Consider the following 12,807-nt stretch of genomic DNA (forward strand, 5'->3'; position numbering starts at 1 on the left):
GCCGAGGCCTCAACTGGGCAACTGAAAGCGGCCATCGGGGGTTTGCTCCGCGAGGCCGTCGTCAAGCAGGGAAAACAGTGCGCGGGAACGCTGGTGCGCATCATCCCAAATCGCATCGAGGGCAGCCTGTTCGACGGGGGAGTCGGCGGCGCGGAGCACGTCGAGAAGCAAGCCCCTGACTTGGCGGTCGGTGCCTTCGAACTTCTGTACGCGCCGTTTCGCGGCGGCGATTTCGTGGTCTTCGGGTTCAGGGCGCCCGGCGGCGATCCACGCGCAGCTGGCGGCGATGGGGCAGGCATCGCAGTCGGGGGTCGTTCGGCAGACCGTAGCACCGAGTTCCATGAGTGCGACGGAGGTCTCGGCGGCAGTGGCGGGGTCGAGTGGTAGGAATTCCTCGACGAGCGCCATGTCGGCCCGCTTGGCAGTGCCGGGCAGGTACGTGCCCTGTCGGTGGCGGCGGAGCACTCGGCGTACGTTGATGTCCACCACTGGGGTGCGCGCGCCAAAAGCGAACGCCGCCACTGCGCGAGCGGTGTAGTCTCCTACCCCCGGAAGGGCTAACAGTGTGTCCACGTCGTTCGGCACTACGCCGCCGTGCTTATCGACGATTACCTCCGCGCATTCACGCAACCGGAGCGCACGTCGGGGATAACCGAGTTTTCCCCACATGCGCAGAACTTCATTCTTTGGCGCGAGCGCTAAATCGGCTGGGGTGGGCCATTTTTCCAGCCAGGCGCGCCACGAAGGGATAACGCGGGCGACGGGGGTCTGTTGACTCATCACTTCGCTGACGAGCACAGCCCACGGTGACGTGCCTTCTTCGCGCCAGGGAAGTGGCCGCATATTGGCGCGATACCAATCACGTAAGGCGGCGTCGACGTGTTCGTCGAAGTCGTCGGACTGGCCAATTGCAGAGGTCAATCTACATTCTCGCTTTCCCAAAGATCGCGGTGACGTTGCACAATGTAAGTATGAGCAATTCTGAGAGGACTCCTGAAAGTGTATGGCAATCGATGGTGCGCGGAAACCTCCGCTTCTGCGAGAGTAAGACTGCGCATCCCCGCCAGGACCTGGTTCGTCGTAAGCAGCTGACTCAGGGGCAGAAGCCAAAGGCCGTCGTGCTGGCTTGCTCGGACTCCCGTGCGCCGGTGGAGATTATTTTCGACCAGGGCTTGGGCGATGTGTTCGTGATTCGTACTGCTGGCGAGATTACCGACCTGTCGGTGCTGGCCTCGCTGGAATTCGCGGTTGATGGCCTCGGTGTGTCGCTGGTGATTGTCCTCGGCCACGAGTCCTGTGGCGCGGTGGCTGCGGCAAAGAGCGCTCTCGACGGCGGCGACCTGCCGGGTGGTTTCCAGCGTGTGCTAATTGAAAAGGTCACTCCGTCGCTGCTGGCGGCTCGCAAGGATGGCGAGACGGAAATCGATGAGTTCGAGCGTCGCCATGTCCGCGAGATTGTCAATCACATCATTGATCGCTCGCCGGAAATCTCCTCGCGTTTGGAGTCCGGGGAGGTCGGAGTCGTCGGTATGCGGTACCGCTTGGAGGACGGACGCGCTGAGACCGTCGTTACGCATGGCGTTAGCGAGAACCCGCTAACCTAAATGTGTGACCAATAAGCTGCCTCCAGAAATCTACCGGCGTCGGCGCATCGCCGCGCTGGTGCTGCTCCTTGTCATCCTCGTTCTCTTGGGCTGGGGTATTTCCGCCCTGGTAAGCCGGGGGGACAGCGAGGATGCTGAACCTGTGAATGTCTCCAGGGACGACGGGAAAGAGGTATCTCCTCCGGGCAAGCCCAAGGAGCCTTATGCGCCTAAGTCCGACAAGGACTCGAAGAAGGACAAGTCGGACAAGGACGCAAAGAAGGAAAACAAGGAAAGCGACGATCCCGCTAAGGATGACACCCAGGCGGCCTTAGCTGAGAAGAAGGACTGTAGCCTCGCGGACTTGCAGGTTACGGCGAATTCGGATCAGCCGAACTATGGTGATGAACAGCCAACTCTGGCAATTAGCGTCCACAATCCCACCGGCGGAGAATGCCGCGTGAACCTCGATGAGCAGCAGCTGCGCTTCGAGGTGTACGACCTGGCAACGTATGAGCGAATCTGGTCGGATGTGGACTGCAACGACTCCGAAGGACACGGTGAATTGGTATTGGCACCGGGCGAGGAGATTAGTTACGCCGCTAAGTGGTCGCGTCTGACCTCGGCACCGAATAAGTGCTCTGAGGCTGACCGAGTTCCAGTGCCGTCTGGTTCGTACATCTTCTACGGCCTGATTGGCGACAACAACTCTGATGCCTACACGTTCAACCTGCGCTAGCGCTTAGTTCCCAATCCAAGCTCAATGGCCTCGGCAACGGTGCCTGCTTCCAGCAGTCGCATCCCTGCCGGGCCTTTGGCACCTCTGGGGACAATTGCCGTGTCGAAGCCCATCCGGTGAGCTTCTTTGAGACGCCACTCTAAATCCGTGACCCGTCGCACTTCGCCGGCAAGTCCGAGCTCCCCGAGCGCAATCGTCTTGTCCTGGAAGGTGCGCTTGGTCATCGACGAGGCCAGTGCCAGGGCAATTGCCAGGTCCGCAGCGGGCTCCGACAGAGTCATGCCACCGACGGTGGACACATACATTTCCATGCGCGCCAGCTGCTTGAAGTTGCCGTGTTCGGTCAGCACGGCCGCGACCATCGGCACGCGACGCGGATCAAGGCCGGAGACATTGCGGCGCGGGTTGTGCGCCTCGGTATTGATAACCAGGCCCTGAACCTCCGCCAGCAGCGGCCTGCGCCCGTCCATAGCCACCGTAATCGCAGTTCCCGACGTGGGCGTGCGGTGATGCAAGAACAGCCCCGAAGGATCCTCAACTTCCGCAATTCCGCCCGCGGTCTGTTCAAAACAGCCCACCTCGTCCGTGCTGCCGAAGCGGTTCTTCAGCCCACGCAGGAAACGCAGCCCCGAGTGCCTATCGCCCTCGAAGTTCAGGACTACGTCAACTAGGTGCTCCATCGTCCGCGGACCGGCCACGTTGCCGTCCTTGGTCACGTGCCCTACCAGGAAAATCGCGGTGCCAGTTTGTTTCGCCAGTGCCGCCAGTGCGGAGGTCACGGCACGAGCCTGGGCAACGCCACCGCGGGCGCCTTCGACGTCGGCACGCATCGTCTGCACGGAGTCCACAATGAGCAGACCGGGGGCGAGTTCCAGCGTCAGGTCGATGACATCCTCGATATTCGACACCGCTGACAGATAGAGCGAGTCGGACAATGCGCCAGTGCGCTCGGCACGCAGGCGAACCTGTCCCACCGACTCCTCACCGGTGACGTACAGTGTCGGGCCCAAATCGCCGTCGGCACAGCGGTATGCCACTTCAAGCAGCAGCGTCGACTTACCGACTCCCGGCTCGCCCGCCAACAGCACCAACGAGCCGGGCACGATGCCGGAACCGAGCACTCGATCCAGCTCACCTATGCTCGTGTGCACTGCGTGCGCAGCCTTGGCTGAAATCCCCGTAATAGCCGTGAGTTCGGAGGAAGAAGCGGGAATCCGATCAGTTGCGGATGTCTCGGCGAGGAAACGCTCCTCCGCCTCGTCGTCAAGCGCGCGCTGCGCGAGGTGCTGGCTCTCGGCCGCGACGGACGTGGAAGATGCTTTACGACGTCCACCCCGCGCGCCGGGCTGCGTTGCGGCAGCGCTGCGGCGACGTTGTTTAGCCGCTTTGGCGGCAATCTTGTCCTCAAGAGCGGAGGTGGACTTTCCGCTGCTGGAGCGGATAGTGACTTTTTCTAGTGTGCCCCACTCTTTGCAGTTGGGGCATTGGCCGACCCATTTCGACACCTGCCAACCGCATGCTGAGCATTCGTAGGCTTCGTCTTTGGTCTTGGCCACGGGGGCAACCGCCTTTGCTTCAAAATGAGGGGCGCGACAGCCGCAACCATATGTATGGCGTGTGTGATGCCGCAGAAAAATTTGCCCCAGATACGCGAGAGCGGACCAGGGCAGTAGTCAATGTCTAAGTCAGTCAATGACTTGCGTCAAGGATGACTGTACTGCCGTGGCCCGTATCAAGCGACCAATCGCCCCATGCCCGCTCGATGAAGCTCTTCGCGTTACTGCGGGGGCAGGACTGTGCTGAGTTGCAGCTGTGTTGCGCTTACTTGCTTTCGATTGCGCCGTCGGCACCGCGATCCGGGGTGCCAGCTTCCAGGATGTCAGCGGAGACGGTGATGTCCAGGTCGTAGGTGTTGGCGTTGCCCTGCGGGTCAGTGAACTCGAAGGTAGCCTTGCGGTTCTGGCCAGCAGCGCTGCTGTTGGCACCAACCAGAGTTTCCGGATCCAGCTCATTGGTGTAGTAAGCGATGCAGCCGGTGTTGTCCTTGGCGGTCTTAGCCAGCGGATCAATGACGGACTTCGGGCCGGCAACAATCTGGCACTCGCGCGGCAGGGACTTCTCGCCCTTGGCAGACTTAGCGAAGGAAGGAGTCTCAGCAACCTTCTTCAGCTGAACGTCGCCGAGACCCTCGACGGTGATGGACTTCAGCTTGTAGACCGACTCGGTCGCGCGCTGCTGGTTGCTGGCGGAGAACTTCAGTCCGGCGGTGCCAGCCTCCGGGTCGACCAGAATGTGAGCGTCGCGGATATTGACGAAGCCGAGAGCCGAGTTGGTGTTCTCAGCACCCTTGCCGGCAGCATCGTCGCCGCCGTTCATCGCACCGTCAACAGCCGGGTGCTGATTTGCGGTCTGCGAAATCTGACCGGCGCCACAAGCAGCGAGTGCAACTGCGGATGCTGCGGAGACGGTGATGAGGGCGCTGCGGCGAAGTACGGACTTGAAGGCCATGACTAGATTTCCTCCAGTAGCTTGAGGATGGGCGATAGGATTTTCAGTATTTAAAGAACACCTTAGTGTCTTCCTAAGATGTTCTCATACTACCCGTAAAATCACGGGGGGACATGATAGGGTGGAAGGCCGTTGGAAAGGGCGTGTGCATTACATGGAATTCAGCATTGGCGATACCGTAGTTTATCCGCACCACGGAGCTGCGAAGATCGAAAACATCATTGAACGAGAGCTCAACGGTGAGACCGTTCAGTACCTCGTACTGCAGATTCTGCAGAGTGATCTGAATATCCAGGTTCCCGCCAAGAACGCCGAGTTGGTCGGTGTCCGCGACGTCGTCGGGGAAGAAGGGCTGCTGAAGGTCTTCTCCGTTTTGCGTGAGACCGACGTGGAAGAGGCCGGCAACTGGTCCCGCCGCTACAAGGCCAACCAGGAACGCCTGGGGTCGGGCGACATTAACAAGGTCGCTGAGGTTGTCCGTGACTTGTGGCGCCGCGATCAGGACCGCGGTCTGTCCGCCGGGGAAAAGCGCATGTTGAGCAAGGCTCGCCAGGTTCTCGTCGGTGAGCTCGCGCTTGCCGACGGCGTTGATGAGGCCAAGGTCGAGGACGTGTTTGCCCGGGTCGATGCCACTATCGAGCGTCACCGCGCGCTGGCGCAGGAAGGTGCCGCCGGTGAGAAGAAGGATGAAGCTGGCGACAAGCCGGTCGACCTAGACGCCGACGCATAAGTCGATAACCCTGGTTCCTTCCCGCAGGGATTTTCTGCACTTTTCCGGTTGACGGCTAGCGCACACACATTGCCCGTGTGTGCTAGCCGTTTTCTCTTTTTCACCCGCATCTATTTCCCCGCTATGCTCGGGGCTGTGACTTTTCAAATCTTCGATACCGCAACCCGCCAACTGAAGGATTTTGAGCCCCTCCGCGAGGGGCATGCCTCCATTTACCTGTGCGGTGCGACTCCGCAGGCCCAGCCGCATATCGGCCATGTTCGCTCCGGCGTGGCCTTTGATATCTTGCGCCGCTGGCTGATGGCCAAGGGGTATGACGTCGCTTTCGTGCGCAACGTCACCGATATCGATGACAAGATTTTGAACAAGGCCGCCGAACACGGTCGCCCTTGGTGGGAGTGGGTCTCCCGCTTTGAGCGTGAATTTACCTGGGCTTATAACCAGCTCGGTGTGCTCCCGCCGAGCGTGGAGCCGCGCGCGACTGGGCATGTCACTCAGATGGTTGAGTACATGCAGCGTCTGATGGATAACGGCTTCGCCTACGCCGTCGATGGCAGTGTCTACTTCGATGTGGATGCCTGGTCGAAGGCTGAGGGCAGCGACTACGGCAGCCTTTCGGGCAACCGCGTCGAGGAGATGGAGCAGGGTGAGACCAACACCCCGGGCAAGCGCGGCGCACACGACTTCGCGCTGTGGAAGGCCGCCAAGCCGGGCGAGCCCTCGTGGCCGACACCGTGGGGCAATGGCCGCCCTGGCTGGCATCTGGAGTGCTCCGCTATGGCGACCTACTACTTGGGCTCTGAGTTCGACATCCACTGCGGTGGTCTCGATCTGCAGTTCCCGCACCACGAAAACGAGATCGCACAGTCGCACGCAGCTGGCGATGGTTTTGCCCGTTACTGGATGCACAATCACTGGGTCACCATGTCCGGTGAAAAGATGTCGAAGTCGCTCGGCAACGTTCTCTCCGTGCCGCACATTTTGACCATGGTTCGCCCGGTTGAGCTGCGCTACTACCTCGGCAGTGCGCACTACCGTTCCGTGTTGGAATACTCCGAGGAGGCTCTGCAGGAAGCGGCGGCGGGCTACCGTCGTATCGAGGCGTTTGTGCACCGTGCCGTCGATAAGCTCGGCGATATCGAAATCGGTGAGTGGACACCGGAGTTCGAAGCCGCGCTCGACGACGATCTCTCTGTCCCGCGCGCCCTCGCGGAAATCCACAACGCTGTGCGTGCGGGCAATCAGGCGCTTGCCGACGGCGACGAGATCAAGGCCAAGGAGATTGCCGGTGCTGTCCGCGCTATGGCCGCAGTCCTTGGTTTCGATCCGTTGAATGAACAGTGGGCAACCTCCGATTCCGGTTCTGATGCGGCAATGCATGCGCTCGGTGTGCTGGTGGAGCACCAGCTGGATGAGCGCACCCGGGCTCGTGCGGAGAAGGATTGGGCTACGGCTGACGCTGTGCGCGACCGCCTGAAGGAAGCGGGAATCGAGGTAACCGATACCGCGGATGGTCCGGCATGGTCTGTCGCTGACTAGGGCTGAAAAGCTGGCTTAAGGCTAGAGAAAACTACTAACAACAGAAAGCAGGTAGCTATGGCCGGCAACGGTCGTCGTGGCGCAGTGCGCAAGGCAAGTAAGAAGAACGTTGGCGGCTCTGGCGGCCAGAAGCGGGGCCTGCGTGGCAAGGGGCCGACTCCGAAGGCGGAGGACCGCGTTTATCACGCAGCTCATAAGCGGGCGAAAGAGAAGCGCCGCCGTGACTCGGGGCGTCATGAGCGCAAGGGGGATGGCACCGAGCTGGTAGTTGGCCGTAACCCGGTCGTGGAGTGCCTGCATGCAAAGGTGCCAGCGGCAGCGCTGATTGTGGCGCTGGGTACCGACAATGACGAGCGCCTGCAGGAGTCAGTGCGTATTGCTAACTCCCGTGGTATCCCGATTCGCGAAGTACCCCGCCACGAGTTGGACACCATGACCGGCAACACCATGCACCAGGGTATCGGCCTGCAGATTCCGCCGTACAAGTACGCATCTGTCGAAGATCTGATTGATTCTGTGGCCAAGACCGGTGAGCCGGGTCTAATCGTCTGTCTGGATAACATCACCGACCCTCGTAACCTGGGTGCGGTCATTCGCTCGGTGGCTGCCTTTGGCGGTCATGGTGTGGTGATTCCGGAGCGTCGCTCGGCCGCCATTACGGGCGTGGCCTGGCGTACCTCGGCTGGTACTGCGGCGCGTCTGCCAGTTGCGCGTGCGACTAACATGGTGCGCTCGCTCAAGCAGTTCCAGAAGGCTGGCTATCAGGTCGTTGGCTTGGATGCCGGTGGCGACCACACGCTGGACACTTACGACGGCACCACCCCGGTGGTTGTGGTCGTCGGCTCTGAGGGCAAGGGACTTTCGCGCCTGGTGCGCGATACCTGTGACACCATCATGTCCATTCCGATGACTGGCTGGGTTGAGTCGCTCAATGCTTCCGTTGCCGCCGGTGTGACCCTGAGTGAGTTTGCCCGTCAGCGCCGGGCAAAGAGCAGCGAGTAGCGCACTTGATGCCCCCGTGGACGCCATTATCGATTCGTTATAGTAACGGCGTTTACGTGGGGCATTTTGGGTTCTAGATTGTGGCCGGTACTTATGGCTACCCCCAGTAGTTCAATACTTTAAAAGTAATTCTATTCCCGGCGTGCGCTGCGGAAATACCCACATTAGTATCACTTTCAACAGAAAATTATCCGTCGTTTCCCGTGGGGAGGGCGGCAAATCATGGTCCTAGAAATGGGGGCGTAATTGGTCGTAGTTTAGGGATGCGCACGGACCTAGTGGTGGCTTGTATAGCTAGCTTTGGGTCACTGAGATGTCAGACCAAGACATCCTCAGCGTTAGTTTTTCTGTCTGCCGAGTCATCCCATTTCGGCAGCCTCGCAGTCTTAAAAGAGCTGGGGGTGTTGGAATCTTCTTTTGAGGATCCAGCAAAATACGGGTAGCCCTTCGGTGGCGAGAGGGAAGACGGACGCGTCTTCTTCATAATCGCCGCTCGAAGGGCTGCTCGGCGTTTTTATCATTGGCGTGTCTAATACTGCGCCGAAATTTACTTGTGTCTACTTACTCCACTTGGCCGCCTGGACGTCGTCACGCGTTGCCTTTCGCGACTGCACTGTTCCGATGGCGTAGCAGGTCAGGTAGATGACGAACGCGATTGTCGTCACTAGAACGCTGACCGGGATGCCCGGCGCGAGTGAGAGAACAATGCCGCCAACGGCCGCGACTTCGGCGAAAATGGTTGACAAAATGACGGCCTTCACCGGTGAAGCGGTGACGAATGCGGCGGCGGCGCCCGGGGTGATGATCAGAGCGATGACCAGCAGGGAGCCGACAATCTGCACGCCTTGGGCGGCGACGAGACCGGTGAGAATTGCGAAGTAGATTGACAGCGCCTTCACATTGACACCACAGGCGGCGGCCATGATGGGGTCAGCGGAGGCGAATAGCAGCGGCCGCCATTTCCAGGCAACGCCGCCGACGACGATGACCGCGACGATGGCCATCGTCCATAGAGAAGTGTCAGTCAGACCAATGATCTGGCCGGTGAGAAGTGAAAACGCGGTACTTGTCCGGCCAGGGTAGAGGTGGATAAACAGCACCGATAAGCCCATGCCGAAGCTCAAAACCACGCCCACAACCGCATCTTGGCGCCCTCGAAGCGACAGCGCCGCCAGGACTATTGCGATGAGCACCGAGCCGATAATGGCACCGCTGCTGACACTGACACCAAGTAGTAGAGCCGCGGATGCGCCCATGAGTGCCAGTTCACTAGTGCCGTGGACGGTGAAGCTCATCTGTCGCATGACAATCAGCGGCGAGATGATGCCGGAAATCAGCCCAAGCAGAGCTGCAGCAATGAGGGCATTGTGGACGAACCCGACTTGGAGTAGGGCAGCGGTGTCGGAAAAGTATTGAGCCAGTAGGGTCATTAGGCGATAACCAACTTTCCCTCGACACGGGCAACCACAATCTTGGTTTGGTAGAGCTCAGAGAGTGTTTCCGAGGTGATTATTTCCTCGACCGGCCCGACGGCATGCCCGTGCGGGGTTAGGTAGAGCACGCGGTCGCAGACGCCCAGGATAGGATTGATGTCGTGGGTGACAAAGACAACCGCCGTGTCGTTGTCCCGGCGGTGTCGGTCCAGGCGCGCAACCGTGGTTCGCTGTGCTGCGGGGTCGAGGGAGAGCAAAGGCTCGTCGCAAAGCAAAAAATCCGGCGCCGAAACGAGCGCCTGCGCCTGGCGGACGAGCTGCTGCTGTCCGCCAGAGAGGGTGCCGACGCGACGGTGTGCAATTCCGCTCGCACCGACGAATTCCAGCATCTCGTCGGTGGTGGAGCGGTTCTTGCCTGCAGCCAACTCGACGAGATCGCGGACCCGAATGGGAAGTGACGGCTCGAACATCCGCTGCTGCGGAATGTAGCCCAGGTTCCCTTCGACTTTTACTGAACCGTGAGTCAGACGGCGCATTCCCAGGGCAGTGGTTAGCAGCGTGGATTTGCCGACACCGTTAGGGCCCAGGATGGCCAAGAATTCGCCGGGTTCGACATCCAAATTGAGGTCGGACCACAGCGGCTCGACGGCCGCGTCAGTAAAAGTCAGTGTGGGCAAAGTTATGCGGACTCCATATCGGACAGGGTTTGCTTGTAGAGGTCAAAGAAGGACTGGTCGGCGCTCGGCGATTCATAAACATTGACGATTTTAACGCCCTTGGCCTTGGCTGCCTCGACAAGTCGCTGGGAAACCTGGTCGTGGGTCTGCGGTGCGTCGATGAGGTAGTCCAGCTCGCCGGACTCGATCAGCTTGAGCATTTCATTGACATCGCTTGCCGACGGCTCGGACTCATTCAACGTGGACTGACGGTAGTCCTTCGGGGTGATGTCCTTTACTTTCGTGTCCTTCAGGATGTCATCGGCCAGCGGGTGAACCTGAGCGACCTTGGCGGCCTTAAGCTTGCTCTTGGCCTCTTCGATGTCCTTGATTTCCTTTTCGACGGCCTTCGTGTCGGCCTTGGCGCCCATCTTGGTCAGAGCTTCTGAGAGCTGCTGTGCAGTTTCTTCCACCGCATCGGTGTCGTACCAGACGTGCTCGTTGGCTTCGCCGTCGTGGTGGTGGTGCTCGTGGCCTTCGTGGTCATGGTCGTGGCCCTCGTGACCATGATCGTGAGCGTGGCCCTCGTGGGCTTCGTGGCCTTCGGCTTCGTGCTCGTCGTGGTCGTGGCCCTCGTGGTCGTGACCCTCGTGATCGTGACCCTCGTGGTCGTGGCCGTCTTCCTGCGGCAGCGCAGAGATGATGACCTTATCCTTTGCGTCACGCAGGGAGGCGGTCAACCATGCGTCGTAATGCCCACCGCCTGCGACGAGAATGTCGGCCTGCTCTACCTTCGCCATGTCGGCTGCGGCTGGCTCGTAGGAGTGCGGATCGATGTCGTTCGACGCGATGATTGGGTCGATGGAGACCTTCTCGTCGTCCGTGACAGCGTCGGCGATGTCTGCCCAGACCTTGGTGGAGGTGACAACCTTGATGTCGCCTGTGGACTCGCCCGCGGTTGTAGCGCTGTCATCGTCGCTGGAGCATGCGCCGAGGCCTGCGACGAGGCCGACACTGGCGACTAGCGCCGCGATGCGCGTGGAAAAGCGTGCCTTCATATAAAAATTATCCAATCCTGTTACGAGCTAAATTGCAGTGTTTTACCTCTTGAACGTCAACCGTTATTGAAAACAGTTGTCTTTTAGGTTCATCATCATAGTAGGGAATGCGGCGCCGCAGTAACAAGACGGCTGACAGACGGAGTGGCGGAAATGACAGCTGTAAACCTCCGTTGGGTAACATTGTCCGCGATCAGATGCGTGTGGTGCTCGCTGTAGTTCGCTTCCGTAGAACTGCAGTTCTTTCCTATGGGCTATTTCGGTGAGCAGCCACTGCTGAACTTTTTTATGAAGGGGCGGTATCCTGTGCAGAGCAAGCGTCGTCGTGGCACTTTGGCTTCCATTGCAGCTGAGCTTGGAGTCTCGCGTACGACTGTCTCCAATGCCTACAACCGCCCTGACCAGCTCTCCGAGAAGTTGCGTGAGCACATCCTGGAGACTGCGGAGCGGCTCGGCTACCCGGGGCCGGATCCTATGGCTCGCGGTCTGCGCATGCGTCGGGTTGGTGCCATCGGCGTGCTGTTTACCGAGCACCTCCCGTTCGCATTCGATGACCCCGCGTCCGTGGATTTTCTCGCGGGACTCGCGGAGGAGCTCGGCGAAATGGGCGACTCCATGCTGGTCATCCCAGCTTCTTCCGAGGAAGGCGGCGATGTCGATCTCAGCCTGATCCGACAGGCAGTTGTCGACGGCTTCGTGGTCTACTCCGTCGCTGACAACGATCCGTTCCTCGCCGCGGTGCGCGCTCGCGGCTTGCCGACGGTCGTGTGTGATCAACCCGCAGACGTGGCGGCTTTGCCGTTCGTGGGTATCGACGACCGCGAGGCCATCAAGCCGGCGGTGCGGCATCTGACTGAGCTTGGGCATCGCAAGGTGGGGATCCTCTCGGTGCGCTTGTCGCGTACCCCTAACTCGGGATATGTGACCGAGGAGCGGCTGGCAGGAGCGCATCACCAGGTGCAGAAGAACCGCGTAGAAGGTGCATTGGAGGCGCTTGCCGAAGTCGGTATTCAGCACGCGGATGTGCCTATCATCGAGCGCCACCTCAATGACCGTGAGAACAACCGCGATGCCGCTCGTCAGCTACTGACAGAGAACCCTGATCTCACGGCGGTAGTTTGCACTACGGATACCCAGGCAATTGCAGTGCTGGAGTATGCCCAGGAGAACGGCATTCGTGTTCCCGAGGATTTGTCCATTACCGGCTTTGACGGAATTGAGCGCGCCCTCTTCCACAAGCTGACAACTGTCATACAGCCGAATCGACAGAAGGGCATCGCGGTTGGTCGCGCCCTAGCCGAGGAACTTGAGGCCGCGCATGACGACGGCGGTTTCGCCCCTGCGACTGCTGGGGCCGGCAAGGGTGCTGACACCGATAGTGCGGGGGTCGGCAGTGCTTCCGCCGACGGCAAGAACGCCGCACCTTCAGATTCCTCCGAGCGGCGATCTCCCCGCGTCCTGCTGGAGACCGAGTTTGTCGTCGGAGCCACTACCGCGGCACCGTCGGCGGGTTAGCCGTCCGCGGCAGAGCTCGTGGCCGCCCGCGGGGCATAAAACCC

General features: G+C 60.2%; 12 protein-coding genes. 6 read left to right on the forward strand and 6 right to left on the reverse strand.

Annotation, left to right across the window (positions count from 1 at the left end; translation table 11 throughout):
* Positions 1-9: 9 nt before the first annotated feature.
* Entirely contained in the window at positions 10-843 is an 834-nt protein-coding gene (locus tag Q0U90_RS06885) for an A/G-specific adenine glycosylase (RefSeq protein ID WP_297452950.1), read from the reverse strand.
* A 128-nt stretch (positions 844-971) separates the two neighbouring features.
* Here Q0U90_RS06885 and Q0U90_RS06890 point away from each other — a divergent pair, with 128 nt between their 5' ends.
* Together Q0U90_RS06890 and Q0U90_RS06895 are read left to right on the forward strand one after the other, a co-directional pair.
* The gene (locus Q0U90_RS06890; protein ID WP_297452882.1) at positions 972-1,604 is read left to right on the forward strand and encodes a carbonic anhydrase; all 633 of its coding nucleotides are present in this window, start codon (positions 972-974) and stop codon (positions 1,602-1,604) included.
* Positions 1,605-1,608: 4 nt separating this feature from the next.
* Complete coding sequence (locus Q0U90_RS06895; protein WP_297452885.1) at positions 1,609-2,322, forward strand: hypothetical protein; 714 nt, start codon at positions 1,609-1,611, stop codon at positions 2,320-2,322.
* Here the strand turns inward: Q0U90_RS06895 and radA are convergent.
* Positions 2,319-3,878 carry a DNA repair protein RadA gene (gene radA, locus Q0U90_RS06900; RefSeq protein WP_297452887.1) on the reverse strand — a complete coding sequence of 520 codons (1,560 nt, stop codon included), beginning with the start codon at positions 3,876-3,878 and terminating at the stop codon, positions 2,319-2,321. The two genes, Q0U90_RS06895 and radA, sit on opposite strands and share 4 nt — an antisense overlap.
* A gap of 265 nt (positions 3,879-4,143) precedes the next feature.
* A complete protein-coding gene (locus tag Q0U90_RS06905; RefSeq protein ID WP_297452889.1) occupies positions 4,144-4,830 on the reverse strand; it encodes a hypothetical protein in 687 nt (228 codons plus the stop codon).
* A gap of 154 nt (positions 4,831-4,984) precedes the next feature.
* On the opposite strand from Q0U90_RS06905, the gene Q0U90_RS06910 reads away from it, so the two are divergent.
* From Q0U90_RS06910 to rlmB, 3 genes are all read left to right on the forward strand, one after another.
* A complete protein-coding gene (locus Q0U90_RS06910; RefSeq protein ID WP_297452891.1) occupies positions 4,985-5,560 on the forward strand; it encodes a CarD family transcriptional regulator in 576 nt (191 codons plus the stop codon).
* A 135-nt stretch (positions 5,561-5,695) separates the two neighbouring features.
* Positions 5,696-7,099: a cysteine--tRNA ligase gene (gene cysS / locus Q0U90_RS06915; protein WP_297452893.1), complete on the forward strand. Its 1,404-nt coding sequence runs from the start codon at positions 5,696-5,698 to the stop codon at positions 7,097-7,099.
* A 57-nt stretch (positions 7,100-7,156) separates the two neighbouring features.
* Entirely contained in the window at positions 7,157-8,101 is a 945-nt protein-coding gene (rlmB, locus tag Q0U90_RS06920) for a 23S rRNA (guanosine(2251)-2'-O)-methyltransferase RlmB (RefSeq protein ID WP_070851867.1), read from the forward strand.
* A gap of 557 nt (positions 8,102-8,658) precedes the next feature.
* Here rlmB and Q0U90_RS06925 read toward each other — a convergent pair.
* From Q0U90_RS06925 to Q0U90_RS06935, 3 genes are read right to left on the reverse strand one after another with little or no spacing between them, the layout of a single operon-like run.
* Positions 8,659-9,531: a metal ABC transporter permease gene (locus Q0U90_RS06925; RefSeq protein ID WP_297452897.1), complete on the reverse strand. Its 873-nt coding sequence runs from the start codon at positions 9,529-9,531 to the stop codon at positions 8,659-8,661.
* On the reverse strand, positions 9,531-10,211 hold the full coding sequence (locus Q0U90_RS06930) for a metal ABC transporter ATP-binding protein (RefSeq protein WP_297452900.1): 681 nt from the start codon (positions 10,209-10,211) through the stop codon (positions 9,531-9,533). The genes Q0U90_RS06925 and Q0U90_RS06930 overlap by 1 nt, the downstream gene beginning before the upstream one ends.
* Before the next feature lie 2 nt (positions 10,212-10,213).
* The gene (locus Q0U90_RS06935; protein ID WP_297452902.1) at positions 10,214-11,248 is read right to left on the reverse strand and encodes a zinc ABC transporter substrate-binding protein; all 1,035 of its coding nucleotides are present in this window, start codon (positions 11,246-11,248) and stop codon (positions 10,214-10,216) included.
* 306 nt (positions 11,249-11,554) lie between these two features.
* Here Q0U90_RS06935 and Q0U90_RS06940 point away from each other — a divergent pair, with 306 nt between their 5' ends.
* Entirely contained in the window at positions 11,555-12,763 is a 1,209-nt protein-coding gene (locus Q0U90_RS06940; RefSeq protein WP_297452904.1) for a LacI family DNA-binding transcriptional regulator, read from the forward strand.
* The last annotated feature ends 44 nt before the right edge of the window (positions 12,764-12,807 follow it).

Origin of the sequence: uncultured Corynebacterium sp., from assembly GCF_946998835.1 — a bacterium.
In the GTDB taxonomy this organism is placed as follows: domain Bacteria; phylum Actinomycetota; class Actinomycetes; order Mycobacteriales; family Mycobacteriaceae; genus Corynebacterium.